At 65.9% G+C, this 21,398-nt stretch carries 16 protein-coding genes and 3 rRNA genes; 13 read left to right on the top strand and 6 right to left on the bottom strand.

Annotated elements, in window-relative coordinates:
* The first annotated feature begins 13 nt into the window (after nucleotides 1–13).
* From sucB to lipB, 6 genes are all read left to right on the top strand, one after another.
* Nucleotides 14–1,780, top strand: coding sequence for a 2-oxoglutarate dehydrogenase, E2 component, dihydrolipoamide succinyltransferase (gene sucB / locus NQK81_RS37935; RefSeq protein ID WP_257485314.1), 1,767 nt, complete (start codon nucleotides 14–16; stop codon nucleotides 1,778–1,780).
* A 155-nt stretch (nucleotides 1,781–1,935) separates the two neighbouring features.
* Nucleotides 1,936–3,006, top strand: a complete 1,071-nt coding sequence (locus NQK81_RS37930) for a serine hydrolase (protein ID WP_257485313.1) — start codon at nucleotides 1,936–1,938, stop codon at nucleotides 3,004–3,006.
* A gap of 22 nt (nucleotides 3,007–3,028) precedes the next feature.
* Entirely contained in the window at nucleotides 3,029–3,526 is a 498-nt protein-coding gene (locus tag NQK81_RS37925; RefSeq protein ID WP_257485312.1) for an ArsR/SmtB family transcription factor, read from the top strand.
* 14 nt (nucleotides 3,527–3,540) lie between these two features.
* The gene (locus tag NQK81_RS37920) at nucleotides 3,541–4,425 is read left to right on the top strand and encodes a TIGR01777 family oxidoreductase (protein WP_257485311.1); all 885 of its coding nucleotides are present in this window, start codon (nucleotides 3,541–3,543) and stop codon (nucleotides 4,423–4,425) included.
* Entirely contained in the window at nucleotides 4,422–5,036 is a 615-nt protein-coding gene (locus NQK81_RS37915; RefSeq protein ID WP_257485310.1) for a phosphatase PAP2 family protein, read from the top strand. The genes NQK81_RS37920 and NQK81_RS37915 overlap by 4 nt, the downstream gene beginning before the upstream one ends.
* Nucleotides 5,037–5,046: 10 nt before the next feature.
* Nucleotides 5,047–5,790 carry a lipoyl(octanoyl) transferase LipB gene (lipB, locus tag NQK81_RS37910; RefSeq protein ID WP_126737774.1) on the top strand — a complete coding sequence of 248 codons (744 nt, stop codon included), beginning with the start codon at nucleotides 5,047–5,049 and terminating at the stop codon, nucleotides 5,788–5,790.
* A gap of 64 nt (nucleotides 5,791–5,854) precedes the next feature.
* Here the strand turns inward: lipB and NQK81_RS37905 are convergent, their stop codons facing one another.
* Nucleotides 5,855–6,790, bottom strand: coding sequence for an LLM class F420-dependent oxidoreductase (locus NQK81_RS37905; protein ID WP_257485309.1), 936 nt, complete (start codon nucleotides 6,788–6,790; stop codon nucleotides 5,855–5,857).
* Nucleotides 6,791–6,815: 25 nt separating this feature from the next.
* On the bottom strand, nucleotides 6,816–7,433 hold the full coding sequence (locus tag NQK81_RS37900; protein ID WP_093938700.1) for a TetR/AcrR family transcriptional regulator: 618 nt from the start codon (nucleotides 7,431–7,433) through the stop codon (nucleotides 6,816–6,818).
* A gap of 132 nt (nucleotides 7,434–7,565) precedes the next feature.
* Between NQK81_RS37900 and NQK81_RS37895 the strand changes: the two genes are divergently transcribed.
* The 7 genes from NQK81_RS37895 to NQK81_RS37865 all read left to right on the top strand — a co-directional run bounded on the left by NQK81_RS37895 (nucleotide 7,566) and on the right by NQK81_RS37865 (nucleotide 13,778).
* A complete protein-coding gene (locus NQK81_RS37895) occupies nucleotides 7,566–8,096 on the top strand; it encodes a TetR/AcrR family transcriptional regulator (RefSeq protein WP_257485308.1) in 531 nt (176 codons plus the stop codon).
* Nucleotides 8,097–8,138: 42 nt separating this feature from the next.
* Nucleotides 8,139–9,095, top strand: a complete 957-nt coding sequence (locus NQK81_RS37890; protein ID WP_257485307.1) for an oxidoreductase — start codon at nucleotides 8,139–8,141, stop codon at nucleotides 9,093–9,095.
* 37 nt (nucleotides 9,096–9,132) lie between these two features.
* The gene (lipA, locus tag NQK81_RS37885; protein WP_257485306.1) at nucleotides 9,133–10,134 is read left to right on the top strand and encodes a lipoyl synthase; all 1,002 of its coding nucleotides are present in this window, start codon (nucleotides 9,133–9,135) and stop codon (nucleotides 10,132–10,134) included.
* 61 nt (nucleotides 10,135–10,195) lie between these two features.
* A complete protein-coding gene (locus tag NQK81_RS37880; protein ID WP_126737779.1) occupies nucleotides 10,196–10,858 on the top strand; it encodes a DedA family protein in 663 nt (220 codons plus the stop codon).
* Nucleotides 10,859–10,868: 10 nt separating this feature from the next.
* Nucleotides 10,869–11,735, top strand: a complete 867-nt coding sequence (locus tag NQK81_RS37875) for a patatin-like phospholipase family protein (RefSeq protein WP_126737780.1) — start codon at nucleotides 10,869–10,871, stop codon at nucleotides 11,733–11,735.
* 90 nt (nucleotides 11,736–11,825) lie between these two features.
* On the top strand, nucleotides 11,826–13,016 hold the full coding sequence (locus tag NQK81_RS37870) for a L,D-transpeptidase (RefSeq protein ID WP_126737781.1): 1,191 nt from the start codon (nucleotides 11,826–11,828) through the stop codon (nucleotides 13,014–13,016).
* 15 nt (nucleotides 13,017–13,031) lie between these two features.
* Nucleotides 13,032–13,778: an SIR2 family NAD-dependent protein deacylase gene (locus NQK81_RS37865; RefSeq protein WP_257485305.1), complete on the top strand. Its 747-nt coding sequence runs from the start codon at nucleotides 13,032–13,034 to the stop codon at nucleotides 13,776–13,778.
* Nucleotides 13,779–14,327: 549 nt separating this feature from the next.
* On the opposite strand, the gene rrf is transcribed toward NQK81_RS37865, so the two are convergent.
* The 4 genes from rrf to NQK81_RS37845 all read right to left on the bottom strand — a co-directional run bounded on the left by rrf (nucleotide 14,328) and on the right by NQK81_RS37845 (nucleotide 21,099).
* Nucleotides 14,328–14,444, bottom strand: a 5S ribosomal RNA gene (gene rrf, locus NQK81_RS37860).
* 80 nt (nucleotides 14,445–14,524) lie between these two features.
* Nucleotides 14,525–17,661: ribosomal RNA gene (locus NQK81_RS37855) — 23S ribosomal RNA — on the bottom strand.
* 325 nt (nucleotides 17,662–17,986) lie between these two features.
* Nucleotides 17,987–19,505, bottom strand: a 16S ribosomal RNA gene (locus tag NQK81_RS37850).
* Together the 16S, 23S and 5S rRNA genes form the textbook arrangement of a ribosomal RNA operon.
* A gap of 349 nt (nucleotides 19,506–19,854) precedes the next feature.
* Nucleotides 19,855–21,099: a low temperature requirement protein A gene (locus tag NQK81_RS37845; protein WP_257485304.1), complete on the bottom strand. Its 1,245-nt coding sequence runs from the start codon at nucleotides 21,097–21,099 to the stop codon at nucleotides 19,855–19,857.
* Between the last annotated feature and the right edge of the window lie 299 nt (nucleotides 21,100–21,398).

Genomic DNA, 21,398 nt, shown 5'->3' with positions numbered 1-21,398 from the left:
GAGTCAGCGAACGATGGCCTACTCCGTCACGTTGCCGGAGCTCGGTGAGAGCGTCACCGAGGGCACCGTCACCCGGTGGTTGAAGCAGGAGGGCGACACCGTCGAGGTCGACGAGCCGTTGCTCGAGATCTCCACGGACAAGGTCGACACCGAGGTCCCGTCCCCGGTCGCCGGCAAGGTCGTGAAGATCAGCGCTCAGGAGGACGAGACCGTCGAGGTCGGCGGCGAGCTCGCCGTCATCGACGACGGGACCGGCGGGGTGCCGGAGTCCTCCGGTTCCGCCGAGCCGGCCGCCGAAGAGGCGCAGCCCGAGCCGGAGCCGGAGCCCGCGAAGGAAGAGGCCTCCGCTCCGTCCCAGCCGGACACCGCGCCGGCTTCGGGCGGCGAAGGCACCGAGGTGAAGCTGCCCGAGCTGGGCGAGAGCGTCACCGAGGGCACCGTCACCCGGTGGCTCAAGCAGGTCGGCGAGAGCGTCGAGGTCGACGAGCCGCTGCTCGAGATCTCCACGGACAAGGTCGACACCGAGGTCCCGTCCCCGGTCGCCGGCACCGTGCTGGAGATCCGCGCCGGTGAGGACGAGACCGTCGAGGTCGGCGGGGTGCTCGCGGTGATCGGTGCCGCCGGTTCCGCCCCGGCCCCGAAGGCCGAGCCCAAGCCGGAACCCAAGCCCGAGCCGAAGCCGGAGCCCAAGCCGGAACCGAAGCCCGAGCCCAAGGCCGAAGCGGCTCCCGCGCCGAAGCCCGCCCCGGCTCCGCAGGCCGCCCCGGCCCCCAAGGCCGAGGCCCCGAAGCCGGCGGCGAGCAGCGACAACGGCTCGGACAACGCGCCGTACGTGACGCCGCTGGTCCGCAAGCTCGCTTCGGAGCACGGCATCGACCTGTCGTCGCTGTCCGGCAGCGGTGTCGGTGGCCGTATCCGCAAGCAGGACGTGCTCGCCGCCGCCGAGGCCAAGCAGAAGGCCGCCCCGGCTCCCGCCGCGCAGCCCGCTGCCGCCCCGGCCCCCGCCGCCGCCCCGTCGGCTCCGCGCAAGGCCGCGGTTTCGCCGGAGCTCGCGGCGCTGCGCGGCACCGTGCAGAAGGCCAGCCGGATCCGTCAGATCACCGCCACGAAGACCCGCGAGTCGCTGCAGGTTTCCGCGCAGCTCACGCAGGTCCACGAGGTCGATGTCACGAAGATCGCCAAGCTCCGTCAGCGGGCGAAGGCGGCCTTCAAGGAGCGCGAGGGCGTCAACCTGACGTTCCTGCCGTTCTTCGCGAAGGCCACCGTCGAGGCGCTCAAGCAGCACCCGAACGTCAACGCGTCCTACAACGAGGACACGAAGGAGATCACCTACCACGGTGCGGTGCACCTGGGGATCGCGGTGGACACCGAAAAGGGTCTGCTGTCGGTGGTCATCCACGACGCGGGTGAGCTCAGCCTCGCCGGTCTCGCGCACCGCATCGCCGACCTGGCGGGCCGCGCGCGTTCGGGCCAGATCAAGCCGGACGAGCTGTCGGGCGGCACCTTCACGATCACGAACATCGGCTCCAACGGCGCCCTGTTCGACACGCCGATTATCGTGCAGCCGCAGTCCGGCATGCTCGGTACCGGCGCGGTCGTGAAGCGCCCGGTCGTGATCGCGGACGCCGACGGCAACGACACGATCGCCGTCCGGTCGATGGCGTTCCTGCCGCTGACCTACGACCACCGCCTGGTGGACGGGGCCGACGCGGGCCGCTTCGTCACGACGATCAAGCAGCGCCTGGAAGAGGGCAACTTCGAGGACGAGCTCGGTCTCTGACCCTCGGGTAGTCGATCAAGGCCCTCGTCCCGCTTCGGCGGGACGGGGGCCTTCCTCTTTCTCCCCGCATTTCGTCCTCTGGATGCGGGGGTTTGACAGGCGCCTCCGACTCTAGTATTCCGGAATTACGGAAAACAAGAGGGAGGATGTCACCCATGCTGACCAGACGCCATCTGCTGGCGGGCGCCGCGGCGGGATCGGCCGCGTTACTGCTGCCGGGAACCGCGACCGCGGCCCAGCCGGACACGAAGACCGAACAGGGCTGGCTCGACTGGATCGCCGCCCACCGCGGCGATGTCTCCGTCCTGATCGACGACGGCGCGGGCCGCCGTGCCGCGCGCAACGCCGCCGTCCGGCGTGTTCTGGCCTCGTCGGTCAAGGTCGTGCATCTCAGCGCGTACGCCGAAAGCCGGCTCGACCCGCAGGAAGAGATCCGGGTGGGCGACTGGGACGCCCACCATCCCTTCGTCGCCGACGGCCGCGCGCATTTCCAAGCGCTCAACTGGCTTGGCGTCCCCTGCGACGACTTCGGCATCGCCAAGGATCCCGAGCAGCGTGTCCCCCTGGCGAGGCTCGCCGAAGCGATGATCCTCTTCAGCGACAACGCCGCCACGGACTATCTCCGCGTCCGCCTCGGCGACCCCGCCCTCCGGCGGGCGGCCGCGCGAGGCGGCTGGTTCCGGCCGGACACCCGTTCGCTCGGTGGCGAGGTCCTGATGCTGATGATGCCGGAGTACGCGCCCCCGCCCGGCAGCCCGGTCGCCGTCCGGCGGGCGATGGGCGACGCGGTCGCGCGCCGGTTCGTCCGTGATCCGGGGTTCCGTGCTGAAGCCTTCCAGCGCTGGCCGAGTATGCCGGGCACCTCCGACGCCCAATGGCCGTGGGTCAAGGGACACGGCCAGGGCTCGGCTTCGGATCTGTTCTCGCTTCACCGCAGTATCGCGAAGGGCCTCTACACACCCGCGCGCGAGATCCTCGCGAAGCCGCTCGCGGACCGCGTACCGCCGGGAGCGAGTGAAGTGCTCTTCAAGGGCGGAAGCCTGCCGCGTTCGCTGACGCTCGGACTTTCCGTCCGCTGGCCGGGCGGACGTTCGGGCACGGCGGCGGTCCTGCTCACCGGTGTGAGCGACCAGGACATGCAGAACGCCCTGCCGCTCATCGACCTCGTGCTCGCGGCGCTGTCCGACCCGGCCCGGTTCACCGCCCTGGAACGAGCGCTTCACTGAGGCGGCGGTATAGATAACCGGTATGAACGCCGAGTTCGCCGAGCGGATCGCAGCCCTCGAAGCACGGGTCGCCGCGCTCGAAGGAGGACACAGCCGGCAGACCGAACCGGCGGCGGGTCCCGGCGGCCTGGTCGGCTACCACGGCGAACTCACCGAGCCCGTCGAACTGAGCTGGGCGATCAACGTCACGCCCGGCCCGATGCTGGCGTTCGAGGACGGGCCGCGGGTCGAAGTGCTCGCGGCCCTGTCCAGCACCGCGCGCGTGGCACTCGTGCGGACGCTGGCCGAGAAGGGCGCGCAGACCGCGCCCGCCCTTCAGGAGGCCGCCGAACTCGGGTCGCCGGGGCAGCTGTACCACCACCTCAAGGCGCTGACCGGCGCCGGGATCGTCGAGCAGGACAAACGCGGCAGTTACCGGCTCCGGCCCGCCGCGACGATCCCGGTGCTGGTGCTGCTCACCGCCGCGTCCGACGTCGCCGGGCAACTGAAGAACCTGAGCGTGCGGCCGGATCGCGGATAGGACACGATCGGATCATGCGAGTTCTGATCGCGGGCGCGAGCGGACTGATCGGCACCTCCCTCACGACACGGTTACGCCGTTCCGGGCACGAAGTGGTCCGGCTCGTCCGCCGGGAGGAGCGGGCGGCCGACGAACGCCGCTGGGATCCCCCGGCCGGCGTGATCGCGGACGGCGCGCTCGACGGGGTCGACGCCGTCGTGAACCTCGCGGGAGCGCCGCTGCTGCCCGGACGCTGGAGCGCGGCCCGCAAACAGGTCCTTCTCGACAGCCGGGTCGAACCGACGGAGGTCCTCGCGGAAGCCGTCGCCGAACACGGGATCCCCGTGCTGGTCAACGCCTCCGCCGTCGGCTACTACGGCGACGCCGGTCCGTCCCTTGTAGACGAAACGAGTCCGGTAGGCAGCGGTTTCCTCGCCGAGCTCTGCACCGCGTGGGAAGGCGCCACCGAGACCGCGGCCACCGCCGGCGCCCGGGTCGTGCGCATCCGCACCGGGCTGGTGCTCGCGCGCGAAGGCGGGCTACTGGACGTCCTGCGCCCGCTGTTCCGCTTGGGACTCGGCGGGAAACTCGGTGACGGCAAGCAATACATGCCGTGGATCTCGCTCGACGACGAGGTCGGCGCGATCGTTTTCGCGCTGGAGAACGAATCGCTGTCCGGCACGGTCAACCTTTCCGGCCCGCAGCCCGCCACGAACGCCGCCTTCACGAAGGCGCTGGGCCGCGCCGTGCACCGGCCGGCGATCTGGAAGGTGCCCGGTTTCGCCATGAAGATCGCGCTCGGGCAGGCGGCCGAGGAGATGGCGTTGTTCGGGCAGCGCGCCATGCCGCGTGTGCTGGAGGAGGCGGGATACGCGTTCCGTCATCCGACCCTCGAGGACGCGCTGGCCGCCGCGACATGACCGTGCGGCGCGGTCTGTACACCCTCGCCGGGTTCGTCCTGCTGCTCGGTTTCGTCGTCCTCGGGCTGTCCGTCGACGAGCGGCCGCCGCCGGTGGACGTCGCGCTCGCCGACGCGTTCCGCGGCCAGCACACCAGACCCGCCGGTCAGGTGGCGGGCCTGGTCACGAACGTCCTCGGCCCGGTCCTGCCGTTCGCGTTGGGCGCGGTGCTGGCGGTGCTCGCCTGGCGCCGCCGGGACCTGACCGTGCTGTGCGTCAAACTCGCCGTCGTCCTGCTGCTGTGCCGCATGACCAGCCTGATCGCGAAACCGGCCTTCTACCGGGAGCGGCCGCGTGAATTCCCCGATCTGAGTTATCCGAGCGGGCATGTGGTCGCCGTCGCGTGCACCGGGTTCGTCGCGGTACTGCTGTGCGCGTGGACCCGTCCGCACCTCAAGCGCCTGGCGATCACGATCGCCGCCGCGGCGACGGTGGCGGGTGCCCTCTGCCGCATCGTGCTGGGCGTCCACTGGCTGACCGACACGGCGGGCTCCGTGCTCGCGGTGGGCGGCGTCGGCCTGATCGCGGCGGCCGGGCTGGGCCTGCTCCCCCTGCCGAAAGACCCGGCGTAGTGTCGCTGACGTGAGCTCTTCGACCACGTCATGCCGCGCCTCCGCCGAGCCCGTCGACGTCCGCGAGATCGGGACGATCGACTACACCGAAGCCTGGGAACTCCAGCGAGAGCACGTGACGGCGCGTGCCGACGGTGACGGCCCGGACACCATGCTGCTGCTGGAGCACCCGTCGGTGTACACCGCGGGCAAGCGCACCGAAGCCGAGGACCGCCCGACCGACGGCACCCCGGTGATCGACGTCGACCGCGGTGGCAAGATCACCTGGCACGGGCCGGGCCAGCTGGTCGGGTACCCGATCGTCAAACTCGCCGACCCGATCGACGTCGTGCACTACGTGCGGCGGCTCGAAGAGGCCCTGATCACCGTCTGCGACCAGCTCGGCGTGCACACCGGCCGGGTCGAGGGCCGCAGCGGCGTCTGGATCCCCGCCGACGACCGCGGCCCGGAGCGCAAGATCGCCGCGATCGGCATCCGCGTCCAGCGCGGCGTGACCATGCACGGTTTCGAGCTGAACTGCAACGCCGACCTGGGCGCCTTCGACAAGATCGTCCCGTGCGGCATCCGGGACGCGGGCGTGACGTCGCTTTCCTACGAGCTCGACCGCGAGGTCACCGTGGCGTCGGTGCTGCCGATGGCGCGCGACGCCGTCCTCGCGGCGCTGGAAGGCGACCTGCCCGTGAGTGACGAGCGCTGGCTGCCGCGCCCCGAAGCCCCGGCCGCCCCCGGCGTCACCTTCGCCCTGCAGAACTGAGAAGCGCGTGAAGGCCCCCTTCCCTCGGCTGAGCCGAGGGAAGGGGGCCTTCACGCGCTAAGCGTCAGTCCAGCTGAGGAGCGACCTCGGAGGCGATCAGCTCGATCTGGTCCAGATCCGAGAGGTCCAGCAGCTGCAGGTAGAGCCGGGTGATCCCGGTCTTCTCCCGCCACAGCCCGACCTTCTCGACGACCTCCGACGGCGTCCCCGCGAGCCCGTTCTCCCGCAGCTCGGACACCTCGCGCCCGAGCACCGAAGCGCGCTTCGCGACCTCGGCGTCGTCACGGCCCACGGCCACGACGAGCGCGGCCGAGCGGATGATCTCCTTGGGGTCGCGGCCGATTTCGCGGGCGGCGTCGTCGACGCGGCCGAACTGCGCCGCGGCGACGTCCGGCCCCACGAACGGCAGGTTGAACTCGTCCGCGTAGCGGGCGGCGAGCGCCGGGGTGCGCTTCTTGCCGCCACCACCGATGATCACCGGCGGCCGGGGCCGCTGCGCCGGCTTCGGCAGGCCCGGCGAGTCGACGAGCTTGTAGTGCTCGCCGTCGAAGGTGAACGTCTCCCCCTCCGGCGTCTCCCACAGCCCGGTGACGACGGCGAGCTGCTCGGCGTAGCGGTCGAACCGCTCCTTGATCGGCGGCAGGTCGAGGCCGTACGCGGTGTGCTCGTCGTCGTACCAGCCGGAACCGAGGCCGAGTTCGACGCGGCCACCCGACATCTGGTCCACCTGCGCGACCGAGATCGCGAGCACCGACGGATGCCGGAAGGTGGCGGCGGTGACGAGGGTGCCCAGCCGCACGCGGCGGGTCTCACGGGCGAGACCCGCGAGGGTGATCCACGCGTCGGTCGGCCCCGGCAGCCCGGTCGCCGAACCCATCTTCAGGTAGTGGTCGCTGCGGAAGAAGGCGTCGTAACCCGCGTCCTCGGTGGCCTTCGCCACCCGGAGCAGGTCTTCGTAACTGGCCCCCTGCTGGGGCTCGGTAAAGATCCTGAGGTCCACGAAAGCCACCCTAGCTACGGTGGGGTCAGCTCGCTTTCCCGTGCTCGGCGGGCGGGACACGGCGGAATCCGACGAGCAGCCGCACCAGGACCTCTTCGACCTGGGCGCTGACCTTCTTCGGCTCCGGAGACGAAGCGATCTCGATGGCGGCGCTGGACAACGCGCCGAACAGCAGCCGCGCGGTGACGTCCACCGGGACGTCGTCGACCTCGCCGACCTCGATGAGCGACTGGATCCCGGTGCGGACCAGGCCGAAGCTGCACCGCTCCTCCGCCTCGCGCCAGCGCTCCCAGCCCATCACCACCGGCGCCTCGTGGATCGCGATGCGCTGGTACGCCGGGTCGAGGCAGCTCTGCAGGAAACCGCGCAGCCCGGCGAGCGCCCGCTCCCATGGCGAATCGGGGCCGTTCATGATCTTTTCGAGCCGGTCGAAGACCTGGCTCTCGACCGTGTCGAAGGCGGCCTCGAACAGCGCCTGCTTTCCACTGAAATGGTGGTACAGCGCGCCCTTCGTCACCCTGGCCCGTTTGGCGATCTCGTCGAGAGACGTGCCGGCGTACCCGCGTTTGGTGAACAGCTCCACGGCACTCTCGACGAGCGCCGACCGGGTGGACTCGGAATAGTCCAGCCGCCTTGACCTCAATGTCGCCACCTTCACAACTTTACGCCGCCGGTCCCACTCCATACCCATGGTATGTTGGCTGCTGTCAGGTCCGTACCGGGAGTATGCCGCAAACCTGCGGTATGAACCGGGTCACGGAGGGGAGCCCACATCATGAGCTGGAACGACTTCTACCAGCGGCGCGACATCCTCGAAGCCGCACTGCGCCAGGCGGGTCACCACCCGTCCGACGCGATCTCACTCGAAGAAATCCCTGGCGCCACCAAGTACTTCGCGACCGAGGAAGAGCTTCTGGTCGCGCTTCGGTACAAGTGGAACCAGGTGCTCGCCGGTCGTCTCCGCGCCGAGATGACCGATCCGGACTACGCCGACCAGGACCTCGCGCTCGACCGGGTCGAAGCCGTCACCCGCGCCTGGAACAGCGCCACCGCCGAACACGAGACCCTCCGCGCCGTTCTCGACGCGGCTCTCGACCGGTGCCCCGCGCTGATCCCGGGCCACGAGGCCGAACTGCGCATGCTCGCGCTGACGGCGGGGCTGGCCGACGGCGACGAGCCCGCCGACGAGATCACCAAGGTCGGCAGCGCGTTCGCCGCCCTGCTCCGGCATGGACGGCACGCGAAGCCCGCCCGCCGCCGCAGCCCCATGGGTCACTTGCTCCGTTTGCTCGCGCCGAGCGCCTGATCCGGCGTAGCGGCCCCGCCGACGATGTAGTTAGGTACCGACATGGCTGCTCACGCGCGCTGGACCGAGGCCGACATCCCGGATCAGACCGGCCGGACCGTGTTCGTCACCGGGGCGAACTCGGGGCTCGGGCTGCGCATGTCCGAGGTGCTCGCGGGCAAGGGGGCCCGCGTGCTGCTCGGCTGCCGTTCGCCGGAGCGCGGCGCCAAGGCGCTCGAACAGGTCCGCGCCGTCGCGACCGGTGAAGCCCCCGACCTCGTCCGGCTGGATCTCGCCGACCTGGACTCGGTCCGCGAAGCCGCGAAGAAGGTCCAGGAACTCACCGACGGCAAGCTCGACGTCCTGGTCAACAACGCGGGCGTGATGGCGACCCCGCGCGGCCACACCAAGGACGGTTTCGAGACCCAGTTCGGCACGAACCATCTCGGGCACGCGGTGCTGACCTGGCTGCTGATGCCCTCCCTGCGCAAGGGCTCCGGGGCGCGCGTCGTCACCCTGTCGAGTGTCGCGGCGACAGGCGCGCGCATCGACATCGCGGACCCGAACTTCGAGCGCCGGATGTACAACCCCGGCTCGGCCTACGGCCAGTCGAAACTCGCCAATCAGGTGTTCGCGCTCGAACTGGACCGCAGGCTGCGCGCTGCGGGCGACGACGTCGTCAGCGTGGCGGCGCACCCCGGCTACACCTGGACCGGGCTCGGTTCGGGCATGGCCCGTTCCTATCGCAATCCCGTGGTGCGCGCGCTCGTCGCCGGCGGCAACCGGATCGGCGAGATCTTCATCGCGCAGAACGCCCGCCAGGGCACGCTCCCGCAACTGTTCGCGGCGACTTCCCCCGAGGTCGAAGGCGGCGACTACATCGGCCCGCGCGGGCTCGGCGGGCTTCGTGGCGCGCCGGTCAAGGTGCGGCCGTTGGCCGCCGCGAAGAGCGAGTCGCTCGGCGCCGCGTTGTGGGACGTCACCACCAAGTTGACGGGCGTCACCCCCGACCCCGCGTGAGCGGCGACCACTGCTCCGGCGGGCGTAGGGTGGCGGTGTGAGTGCTGCCCCAGATGGCCGCAAGTTGTTGCGGCTCGAGGTCCGGAATTCCCAGACTCCCATCGAAAAGAAGCCGTCGTGGATCAAGACGCGCGCGAGGATGGGTCCGGAGTTCACCGAACTCAAAGGCCTGGTGCGCCGCGAAGGCCTCCACACCGTCTGCGAAGAAGCCGGGTGTCCCAACATCTACGAGTGCTGGGAAGACCGTGAGGCGACGTTCCTGATCGGTGGGGACCAGTGCACGCGGCGTTGCGACTTCTGTCAGATCGACACGGGCAAGCCCGCCGAGCTGGACCGCACCGAGCCGCGGAAGGTGGCGGAGTCGGTGCAGGCCATGGGCTTGCGCTACTCGACGGTCACCGGCGTCGCGCGTGACGATCTCGAAGACGGTGGCGCGTGGCTGTACGCCGAAACCGTGCGCCAGATCCACGCGCTGAACCCGGGTACCGGTGTCGAGCTGCTGATCCCCGACTTCAACGCCGACCCCGACCAGCTGGCCGAGGTGTTCGGTTCGCGGCCTGAGGTGCTGGCGCACAACGTCGAGACGGTGCCGCGGATCTTCAAGCGCATCCGCCCCGGCTTCCGGTACGCGCGGTCGCTGGAGGTCATCACGAAGGCTCGTGAGGCCGGTCTGGTGACGAAGTCGAACCTGATCCTGGGCATGGGCGAGACCCCGGACGAGGTCGCGCCCGCGATGAAGGACCTGGTCGACGCCGGCTGCGAGATCCTCACGATCACCCAGTACCTGCGGCCCTCACCCAGGCACCACCCCGTGGACCGCTGGGTCAAGCCCGAGGAATTCGTCGAGCACTCGAACGCCGCCGAGGCCATGGGCTTCGCCGGAGTCATGGCCGGGCCGCTCGTACGTTCCTCGTACCGCGCCGGACGGCTGTTCGCCCAGACGAAGGCCCACCGCGGCGAGCCGCTGTCGGAGAACTTGGCCCACTTGGCCGCCGAAGGTCCCGCCGCGCAGGAAGCCAGTTCGCTGCTGGCGAGGTGACTCCGGTCACCCTCCTCGCGACATCGCCACCCACCAGGTCACGAATCAGTAAAGTGACCTGGTGGCGTTGGTAACTGATCTTCTGAACTGGCTGCAGGGTCTCCCGGAACCGGGACTGGTCGCGGCGACCGGCGGGCTGGTGTTCGCCGAATGCACCATCGGGCTCGGCTTCATCGCTCCCGGTGAATCGGGGCTGCTGGTCGCGGCCACGACGGCGACGTCGGTCCCGCGTTTCCTGACCCTGTGGGCCGTCGTGACGGTCTGCGCCGCACTCGGCGACTCTCTCGGCTACGCGATCGGCAAACGCTTCGGCCCCCGTCTGCGCGAGACGAAGCTGATCCGCAAGTACGGCCTCGACGCCTGGGACAAGGCGACAGGCGTGCTCGAACGGCGAGGCGCGTGGGCGGTGTTCTTCGCACGGTTCCTCCCGGTGATCCGCACGCTGACGCCGGCGGCGTCGGGCACGTCGGGCCTGCCCTTCCGCAAGTTCCTGCCCGCCGCCGCGGCGGGCGCGGCCTGCTGGTCGGCCATCCACATCGGGATCGGCGCCGCGCTCGGTGAAGCCGCCAAGAAGGTCGAAGGCGCGCTCAACACCGGCGGGCTGGTGATCGTCGGCGTGCTCGTCGGCGTCGCCGTGTACTTCCTGCTGCGCTACAAGAAGAAGCGGGCGCTCGCTGTCGCGGTCGAGGAAGCCACTCCGGCGAAGATCGGCGCGGACGACTAAATTCCCGGGTATGGCCGCCCTGAACCTGCCCCAGCCGATCGGTTTCGTACTCGGTGGCGGCGGCAGTCTCGGGGCCATGCAGGTCGGGATGCTGCGTGCCCTGACCGAAGCCGGGATCACCCCGGACCTCGTCGTCGGCACCTCGGTGGGTTCGCTGAACGCCGCCGTGCTCGCCCTCGGGGGTGAATCGGGCGACCGGCTGGACCGGATCTGGTCCCGGATGACCCGGCACGAGGCGTTCCCCGGCGGCGTGTTCAGCCAGGTGCGCACGTTGCGGCACAGCAAGACCAACCTGTTCCCCAACACCGGTCTCGCCGCGATCGTCGACGAGCACATCGGCGAGGGCGCCCGATTCGAGGATCTCGCGCTGCCGCTGGGTGTCGTCGCGACGGACGTCGACACCGCCGAGCCCCTGCTCATCCGCTCGGGACCCGTTCTGGCGCCCCTGCTGGCCAGCTGTGCGATCCCGGGGATCTATCCGCCGGTGCCGTTCGGTGAGCGGATGCTCTACGACGGCGGTCTGGTCGCCAACGTGCCGATGCGCCAGGCGCTCGCCATGGGCGCGAAATCGCTTGTCGTCCTCGACTGCGCCTTCCCCGGCAAGATGCCCGGCGCCCCGCAGACCTTCGCCGAGGTGCTGATGTTCACCGCGATGATCAGCATGCGGAACCAGGCCGTCCTGGAGGCGCCGATCGCCGCGGCCGAAGTGCCCGTGGTGTACGTGCCCGGGCCGAAGCCGGTGCGGGTCAGCCCGCTGGACTTCCGCCACACCACCACGCTGACCGCCGAAGCCTATGACGCCGCGAAGACCTATTTGGGCGAATTGCGTGTCGATGGCCCCGGTCTTTACGGTGCCCCCGGTCTCGTCGTGGATTGACAGGCAACCATCCGGCATCGATCACGTCTTCTTCGTCGCGTAGTTTTGAAAGAGAACTTTCCGCTGATAGCGACGTAAAAAGAGACTCACATGTTTCCCAAGAAGACATTACTTTCGACGGCCGGAATACTCGCCGCGGTGGTGCTGATTTCGGCCTGTTCGCCCTCGGGCGGCACCGATTCACCCGGCACCAGCGCCGAACCGGACACGAGCCCGGTTTCGGTGACCATCGATCCGGCAGGCGGGACGAACGTCAATCCGGCGACACCGGTGGTGGTCAAGGCCGAGCACGGCAAACTGATCGACGTCACCGTCAGCAACGCCGACAAGGGCAACCAGGTGAAGGGCGAGCTGGCGAGCGACGGGCTCAGCTGGAGGACCACCGAGCCGCTCGGCTACGGCAGCACGTACAAGATCGTGGCGCATGCCCAGGGCACCGACGGGAAGCCCGTCGAGCAGCAGAGCAGGGTCTCCACGCTGAGTCCGAAGCAGCAGGCGAACCCGAACCTCATCCCGGCCCCAGCGGCGGTTGCGTCCGCCGGCGTCGGCGTCGGGCAGCCGATCGTGTTCGCCTTCGGCCAGCCGGTGAAGAACAAGGCCGAGGTCGAGAAGAAGCTGTCCGTGGAGTCCACGCCGAAGCAGGAGGGCTCCTGGTACTGGATCGACGACAAGAACGTCCACTACCGCCCCAAGGTGTACTGGCAGCCGGGGACGACGCTCAAAGTGTCGGCGATGATCTACGGCGTCGATTTCGGCAATGGCGTGTACGGCGCGACCGACCGCACCGAAACGTACAAAGTGCACGATTCGTGGGTCGCGAAGGCCGACGGCAACACCGAACAGATGCAGATCTTCCACAATGGCCAGCTGGCGAAATCGATGCCGATTTCCATGGGCAAGGACGCCACACCCACGCATTTGGGCGCCCACGTCATTTCGGACAAACACGAGAATTACGTGATGGACTCGTGCACCTACGGCGTCTGCCAGGGCCAGCCGGGGTACTACAAGGCGAACGAGAAGTGGTCGCTGCGCATCTCCAACGACGGCGAGTTCGTCCACGAGAACCCGAACAGTGTCGGCGCGCAGGGCAGCTCCAACGTGTCGCACGGCTGCATCAACCTCAACGCCGCCAACGCCCAGTGGTTCTACCAGAACATGGGGCTCGGCGACGTCGTCGAGGTGACCAACTCCGGTGGCCCGCAGCTGCCGGTGTGGGACCTCTACGGCGACTGGTCGAAGTCGTGGACCGACTGGCAGGCGGGCAGCGCGCTCAAGTAGAGGCATGATGGGCCGGTGACCAGCACCCTGAGCACCGCCCGCTCCCTCGTGGCCGGCGCCGGCCGGGTCGTCGCACTGACCGGCGCCGGGATCTCCACGGATTCGGGGATCCCCGACTTCCGCGGCCCGCAGGGCCTGTGGACCCGTGATCCGGCCGCGGAGAAGATGTCGAACCTCAAGGCGTACCAAGGCAGCCGTGAGGTCCGCGAACGGACCTGGCAGGCGCGGCTGGTGCACCCCGGCTGGGACGCGACACCGAATGCCGCGCACTACGCGCTCGAGCGCCTGTCGCCGACGCGGATCATCACCCAGAACATCGACCGGCTCCATCAGAAGGCGGGCTCGCCACCGGAGCGGGTGCTGGAACTCCACGGGACGATGTTCGAGTCCGTCTGCCTGTCCTGTGACGACCACCGGGACATGCGCTCGACCCTGGAACGTGTCCGAGCAGGCGAGACCGATCCGCCCTGCCTGGTGTGCGGCGGGATCCTCAAGTCGGCCACTGTGTCCTTCGGTCAGCACCTGGACCAGAACCTGCTCCGAGCCGCCCGCGCCGCCGTCTCCGACAGCGACCTCATGCTGGTGGCCGGGTCCTCGCTACGCGTGCAGCCTGCCGCGTCCCTGGTGAGCGTCGCTTCCCGCTCGGGGTCCGCGGTGGTGATCTGCAACGGCTCCGAAACGCCCTACGACTCCATGGCCACAGCCGTCGTCCGCGGCCCCCTCAGCGACACCCTCCCCGCCCTGATCCCGCCACCGCCGTGACTCCACCCGCCACTCACGTGCCCAGCCCCGCCACTCACCTGATCGTCCCCGTCATTCGCGTGCCCAGCCCGGCCACTCACGTGATCGAACCCGTATCTCGCGTGAAGTGAACCCGTAACTCACGTGTTTGAGCCCGTCATTCGCGTGCTTGAGCCCGTATCTCGCGTGCCCAGGCCCGTCATTCGCGTGATCAGGCTCGTAACTCGCGTGATCAGGCGGCCGGCGCGTGTGTTTGGTTGGACGACACGCGTGATCAGAGGGACGCCACGCGTGATCAGGTGGCCGGGTGCCGTATCGGCCAGCCAATCACGCTTGTCGTCCCGGTAGACACGGGTGTCGTCCGTGTGATCACGCGAGTTACGTCTCTGATCACGCGAGTTACGTCTCTGATCACGTGAGTGACGGGTTCAATCACGCGAGATACGTCTCTGATCACGTGAGATACGGGTTAAGTCACGCGTGTGGCGGGGTTTAGGCATGAAAAAAAGGGCCCAGGTCGGGAGAACTCTGGGTTCTCGACCGACCTGGGCCCTTTTATCTTTAATGTTAGTCCGGCGGTGTCCTACTCTCCCACAACCCTTCGGTTGCAGTACCATCGGCGCTGTCAGGCTTAGCTTCCGGGTTCGGAATGGGACCGGGCGTTTCCCTGACGCTATAACCACCGAAACACTACGAAACAACACACACAGTCTGTTTCCAGATCGGTGTGGTGTTTCAGAGCTGTAGAGTGGATGCGTAACATCTTTGTGGGCAAGTCCTCGGCCTATTAGTACCAGTCAACTCGACAACACATTACTGTGCTTCCATTTCTGGCCTATCAACCCAATGGTCTGTTGGGGGCCTTAACCCACAAAGGGGTGGGATACCTCATCTTGGAACAGGCTTCCCGCTTAGATGCCTTCAGCGGTTATCCCTTCCGAACGTGGCCAACCAGCCATGCCACTGGCGTGACAACTGGCATACCAGAGGTTCGTCCGTCCCGGTCCTCTCGTACTAGGGACAGCCTTCCTCAAGTATCCTACGCGCGCGGCGGATAGGGACCGAACTGTCTCACGACGTTCTAAACCCAGCTCGCGTGCCGCTTTAATGGGCGAACAGCCCAACCCTTGGGACCTACTCCGGCCCCAGGATGCGACGAGCCGACATCGAGGTGCCAAACCATGCCGTCGATATGGACTCTTGGGCAAGATCAGCCTGTTATCCCCGGGGTACCTTTTATCCGTTGAGCGACACCCCTTCCACCAGGTGGTGCCGGATCACTAGTCCCGACTTTCGTCCCTGCTCGACATGTCTGTCTCACAGTCAAGCTCCCTTGTGCACTTGCACTCAACACCTGATTGCCAACCAGGCTGAGGGAACCTTTGGGCGCCTCCGTTACTCTTTAGGAGGCAACCGCCCCAGTTAAACTACCCATCAGGCACTGTCCCTGAACCAGATCATGGTCCGAGGTTCAGATTCCCAATCCGACCAGAGTGGTATTTCAACAACGACTCCACCAACACTAGCGTGCCGGCTTCACAGTCTCCCACCTATCCTACACAAGCCGAACCGAAAACCAATACCAAACTATAGTAAAGGTCCCGGGGTCTTTCCGTCCTGCCGCGCGTAACGAGCATCTTTACTCGTAGTGCAATTTCGCCGGGCCTGTGGTTGAGACAGCCGGAAAGTCGTTACGCCATTCGTGCAGGTCGGAACTTACCCGACAAGGAATTTCGCTACCTTAGGATGGTTATAGTTACCACCGCCGTTTACTGGCGCTTAAATTCTCAGCTTCACCCCGAAGGGTTAACCGGTCCTCTTAACGTTCCAGCACCGGGCAGGCGTCAGTCCATATACATCGTCTTGCGACTTCGCATGGACCTGTGTTTTTAGTAAACAGTCGCTTTCCGCTGGTCTCTGCGGCCACCCACCCCTAGTCCGCAAGGGACTTCAGAGTGTTTGGCCCCCCTTCTCCCGAAGTTACGGGGGCATTTTGCCGAGTTCCTTAACCACAGTTCACCCGATCGCCTTAGTATTCTCTACCTGACCACCTGTGTTGGTTTGGGGTACGGGCCGTGCACGCACTCGCTAGAGGCTTTTCTCGGCAGCATAGGATCACTCTACTTCGCCTCAATCGGCTACGCATCACGTCTCAACCTTGATGAGCGGCGGATTTGCCTACCACTCGGTCTACACGCTTACACCAGTACTACCACTCACTGGCGGAGCTACCTTCCTGCGTCACCCCATCACTCGACTACTACGGAATCAGATCCCACGCTCCACAACCACCCTCCACCCCGAAGGGTCTTGGATGGCGCTTCGGGTGGTTAGTATCAACCGCCTCATCCTGGGCGCACGTGCTCGGGTACGGGAATATCAACCCGTTATCCATCGACTACGCCTGTCGGCCTCGCCTTAGGTCCCGACTTACCCTGGGCGGATTAGCCTGGCCCAGGAACCCTTGGTCATCCGGCGGCAGAGTTTCTCACTCTGCATTCGCTACTCATGCCTGCATTCTCACTCCCACACCCTCCACGACTGGCTTCCGCCGCCGCTTCCCTGGATGCAGGACGCTCCCCTACCCATCAACACGACTAGACGTCCCCGCAAGGAGAACGCCGATCTATATGTGTCAATGACACAGCTTCGGCGGTGTGCTTAAGCCCCGCTACATTGTCGGCGCAGGACCACTTGACCAGTGAGCTATTACGCACTCTTTCAAGGGTGGCTGCTTCTAAGCCAACCTCCTGGTTGTCTGGGCAATCCCACATCCTTTCCCACTGAGCACACACTTAGGGGCCTTAGCTGGTGTTCTGGGCTGTTTCCCTCTCGACGACGAAGCTTATCCCCCGCCGTCTCACTGCCACACTCTCACACCACGGTATTCGGAGTTTGGTTGATTTCGGTAACCCGGTAAGGCCCCTAGACCATCCAGTAGCTCTACCCCCGTGGAGAAACATGTGACGCTGCACCTAAATGCATTTCGGGGAGAACCAGCTATCACGGAGTTTGATTGGCCTTTCACCCCTACCCACAGCTCATCCCCTCAGTTTTCAACCTAAGTGGGTTCGGCCCTCCACGTCGTCTTACCGACGCTTCAGCCTGGCCATGGGTAGATCACTCCGCTTCGGGTCTAGACCACGCGACTCAATCGCCCTATTCAGACTCGCTTTCGCTACGGCTACCCCACACGGGTTAACCTCGCCACGCAGCACTAACTCGCAGGCTCATTCTTCAAAAGGCACGCCATCACCTCAACATCACAAGGATGTGCTCGGGCTCTGACGGCTTGTAGGCACACGGTTTCAGGTACTCTTTCACTCCCCTCCCGGGGTACTTTTCATCTTTCCCTCACGGTACTAGTCCGCTATCGGTCTTCAGGAAGTATTTAGGCTTACCGGGTGGTCCCGGCAGATTCACAGCAAATTCCACGAGCTCGCTGCTACTCGGGAACACCACCAAGGTCCACAAACATGTGTTTTCGCGTACGGGACTCTCACCCACTCCGGTCGCCCATCCCAAGGCGTTCCACTAACACACGCGTAAACCCGGAAGACTGTCAGATCTTCCAAGGCGGGTCCCACAACACCACACACACAACGCCTGACAGCTTGACATGTGCATGGTTTAGCCTCTTCCGCTTTCGCTCGCCACTACTCACGGAATCACGGTTGTTTTCTCTTCCTACGGGTACTGAGATGTTTCACTTCCCCGCGTTCCCTCCACACACCCTATATATTCAGATGCGGGTAACACCACATAACTGGTGCTGGGTTTCCCCATTCGGAAATCCTCGGATCACAGCTCGGTTGACAGCTCCCCGAGGCATATCGCAGCCTCCCACGTCCTTCATCGGCTCCTGAAGCCAAGACATCCACCATGTGCCCTTAACAACTTGACCACAAAGATGCTCGCATCCACTCTACAGTTCTCAAACACCACACCAGAAACAAACAACCCTGGAGCTCGTGTAAGCCCCTCGGCGTGTTGCCTCAGGACCCAACAGCGTGCATAGTGAACAATTCTCGACTGAATCCGGCGTAACACTTTCCACGCTCCTTGCGGAGCAGTACTCGCCCCCGCCGGCAACCCAATCTCGAACCCTAACCAGTAGTTCCACAATTCCTTGAGCAACCAGCGCCACCACACATTCGGTGGTGAAACCCTGGCCACTCCACAGCGCTGATCTCGGGTATCCCGAGGACTGTGGATGTGTTGCTCCTTAGAAAGGAGGTGATCCAGCCGCACCTTCCGGTACGGCTACCTTGTTACGACTTCGTCCCAATCGCCAGTCCCACCTTCGACCACTCCCTCTCCGAAGAGTTGGGCCATGGGCTTCGGGTGTTACCGACTTTCATGACGTGACGGGCGGTGTGTACAAGGCCCGGGAACGTATTCACCGCAGCGTTGCTGATCTGCGATTACTAGCGACTCCGACTTCACGCAGTCGAGTTGCAGACTGCGATCCGAACTGAGACCGGCTTTAAGGGATTCGCTCCACCTCGCGGTATCGCAGCCCTCTGTACCAGCCATTGTAGCATGTGTGAAGCCCTGGACATAAGGGGCATGATGACTTGACGTCATCCCCACCTTCCTCCGAGTTGACCCCGGCAGTCTCCCACGAGTCCCCGCCATAACGCGCTGGCAACGTAGGATAAGGGTTGCGCTCGTTGCGGGACTTAACCCAACATCTCACGACACGAGCTGACGACAGCCATGCACCACCTGTACACCAACCACAAGGGAAGCCCTATCTCTAGGGATGTCTGGCGCATGTCAAGCCCAGGTAAGGTTCTTCGCGTTGCATCGAATTAATCCACATGCTCCGCCGCTTGTGCGGGCCCCCGTCAATTCCTTTGAGTTTTAGCCTTGCGGCCGTACTCCCCAGGCGGGGCGCTTAATGCGTTAGCTACGGCACGGACAACGTGGATGTCGCCCACACCTAGCGCCCAACGTTTACAGCGTGGACTACCAGGGTATCTAATCCTGTTCGCTCCCCACGCTTTCGCTCCTCAGCGTCAGTATCGGCCCAGAGACCCGCCTTCGCCACCGGTGTTCCTCCTGATATCTGCGCATTTCACCGCTACACCAGGAATTCCAGTCTCCCCTACCGAACTCAAGTCTGCCCGTATCGCCCGCACGCTCCACGTTAAGCGTGGAGTTTTCACGAACGACGCGACAAACCGCCTACGAGCTCTTTACGCCCAATAATTCCGGACAACGCTCGCACCCTACGTATTACCGCGGCTGCTGGCACGTAGTTAGCCGGTGCTTCTTATCCAGGTACCGTCACTTGCGCTTCGTCCCTGGCGAAAGAGGTTTACAACCCGAAGGCCGTCATCCCTCACGCGGCGTCGCTGCATCAGGCTTGCGCCCATTGTGCAATATTCCCCACTGCTGCCTCCCGTAGGAGTCTGGGCCGTGTCTCAGTCCCAGTGTGGCCGGTCACCCTCTCAGGCCGGCTACCCGTCGTCGCCTTGGTAGGCCATTACCCCACCAACAAGCTGATAGGCCGCGGGCTCATCCTGTACCGCCGGAGCTTTCCACCACCAACCATGCGATCAGCAGTCATATCCGGTATTAGACCCAGTTTCCCAGGCTTATCCCAAAGTACAGGGCAGATTGCCCACGTGTTACTCACCCGTTCGCCACTAATCCCCGGCCGAAACCGGTTCATCGTTCGACTTGCATGTGTTAAGCACGCCGCCAGCGTTCGTCCTGAGCCAGGATCAAACTCTCCAACAATGTCAAATTTGATCGAGGCAATTTAATGCTCTCAAAGGAACCTCAAAACGAGGTTCAAATACATAAGCTCTACTGGCTTAGTTCACTAGCACACTGTTGAGTTCTCAAGCAACACACCCCAGATCGCACCACAGTCACGCGGCCTTATCCGAAGCAGTCATTTCTTGGCTTTTGTCCGGAGCACACCCTAGCACCTGCTCGAAACTGCCGTTTCAGCGGGGGTAGAGTTACCTCTCCGGTTCGGGACCACCCACTCTACCACCATCCGGTGGGAGCTTGGTTCGTGTTCCCGGCGGCCGCTCGGTTTCCCTGGCGACGAAGAGAACATTACACGGCCCGAAACCGGCGTTTACAGGGGGGTCCCTTTTTTCGCGCCGGGGCTCTGACCTGCGTCGATCGGACCCTCTCCCGGAACCGGCTCGCCGTGAGTGGCGACCACCGTCAGCACGACGAGGGCGGCGGCGAGCCCCGCGGTGATGTGGATGGGCGCCGACGTGAACGACGCGGCGAGCACGAGCACCGCGGTCACCGGGAAGCCGATCGCGATCGGGCGGCATTCGTTGGTGGGCCCGATGTGCATCAGCCAGACGCTGAGCAGATAGATCGCGACGGGCACGGTCGTCGCCATGGCGGCGGGCAGGGACGCGACGTGCCCGGTGTGGGTGTCGTAGTCGACCGCGACTTCGAGGCCGGCGCCGAGCGCGGCCGCCGAGGCGAAGATCAGATAATGCCCGTAGCCCCAGCTCGCCACGGTGAACAGGCTCTTCGCCTTCTCCAGCCGGACGTGACCCGGCTGGTCGAAGTACAGCCACCACAAGGAGAACACCAGCACGAGACCCGCGGCGGCCAGAGAGATCAGGCTGCCGGTGTGCTTGCCCTCGTCCAGCCCCTCCTTGACCGCGGTGGTCGCGCCGAGGATGGATTCACCCAGCACGATGATCGTGAACAGGCCGTAGCGCTCGGCGATGTGGTGCGGGTGCCAGCCCGTCCAGCGCTTGCGTTCGGCGATCACCGGGACCGCGAGTTCCGCGACCAGGAGCAGGAAGAACGACGGCAGCGCCAGCGACTTCGGGAGACCGAGGCGGACGACCCACAGGATCTGGACGATCGTGATGCCGATGGCGTACCGCAGTGCGGCGGGGCGGCATTCCGGATCGGTCCGCGCGGCGCGCAGCCACTGCACGACCATCGCGAGCCGCATCAGGACGTAGCCGGCGACCACTATCGCGAAGTCGCCTCCGAACGCCGACGAGACACCGGCGGCGACGGTCAGCCCGCCCGCGATCTGCACCAGCGTCACCAGCCGGTACGGGACGTCGTCGGTGTCGAACGACGACGCGAACCAGCTGAAGTTCAGCCAGCCCCACCAGATCGCGAAGAACACCATCCCGAAGCTGAGCACCCCGTGCCCGATGTGGTTCTCGGCGATCGCGTGGTGCAGGCCGGCGGCGGCCTGCGCGACGGCGACCACGAAACACAGGTCGAACAACAGCTCCAACGGGGTCGCGACCCGGTGGCCTTCGCCGGAATCGCGCATCGTCATCGGCCTGTACCAGACCCGCAGCCGACTCCGCCGTTCAGAACTCTCCGCCATCAGTGCTCCTCGCCATGTCGATCTGCGGAGATCTTCGCAGCCGAAGGCGGTTCACACACTCGGAGAAACGCGCGGCGGGTGGGTCCGGGCCGGGTGCACCTCCCCAGGCGACCCCGCGCGAACCCACCCGCGCGAATGCCTCACCGGTACTCGGCTCGCCAGTGGTGTTGAGCCGGCCGCCGCCGAACGGTCCCCCGCGGACGCCGACGACAGTCCACCGGCTCGTGACCGCGGGTGTCCATTCCTGAGAACTCCGGACTCACCACGATCGCTTCCGCCGATCGATCCATCCCCGATCG

The organism is Amycolatopsis roodepoortensis, from assembly GCF_024628825.1.
Lineage (GTDB): Bacteria > Actinomycetota > Actinomycetes > Mycobacteriales > Pseudonocardiaceae > Amycolatopsis > Amycolatopsis roodepoortensis.
This window is presented reverse-complemented; position numbering and strand designations above follow the sequence as displayed.

Bases quoted from the DNA above. Each gene is read 5' to 3' on its own strand.
- sucB (WP_257485314.1), top strand. From the start codon at position 14: ATGGCCTACTCCGTCACGTTGCCGGAGCTCGGTGAGAGCGTCACCGAG.
- NQK81_RS37930 (WP_257485313.1), top strand. From the start codon at position 1,936: ATGCTGACCAGACGCCATCTGCTGGCGGGCGCCGCGGCGGGATCGGCC.
- NQK81_RS37925 (WP_257485312.1), top strand. From the start codon at position 3,029: ATGAACGCCGAGTTCGCCGAGCGGATCGCAGCCCTCGAAGCACGGGTC.
- NQK81_RS37920 (WP_257485311.1), top strand. From the start codon at position 3,541: ATGCGAGTTCTGATCGCGGGCGCGAGCGGACTGATCGGCACCTCCCTC.
- NQK81_RS37915 (WP_257485310.1), top strand. From the start codon at position 4,422: ATGACCGTGCGGCGCGGTCTGTACACCCTCGCCGGGTTCGTCCTGCTG.
- NQK81_RS37895 (WP_257485308.1), top strand. From the start codon at position 7,566: ATGAGCTGGAACGACTTCTACCAGCGGCGCGACATCCTCGAAGCCGCA.
- NQK81_RS37890 (WP_257485307.1), top strand. From the start codon at position 8,139: ATGGCTGCTCACGCGCGCTGGACCGAGGCCGACATCCCGGATCAGACC.
- NQK81_RS37875 (WP_126737780.1), top strand. From the start codon at position 10,869: ATGGCCGCCCTGAACCTGCCCCAGCCGATCGGTTTCGTACTCGGTGGC.
- NQK81_RS37870 (WP_126737781.1), top strand. From the start codon at position 11,826: ATGTTTCCCAAGAAGACATTACTTTCGACGGCCGGAATACTCGCCGCG.
- NQK81_RS37845 (WP_257485304.1), bottom strand. From the start codon at position 21,099: ATGGCGGAGAGTTCTGAACGGCGGAGTCGGCTGCGGGTCTGGTACAGG.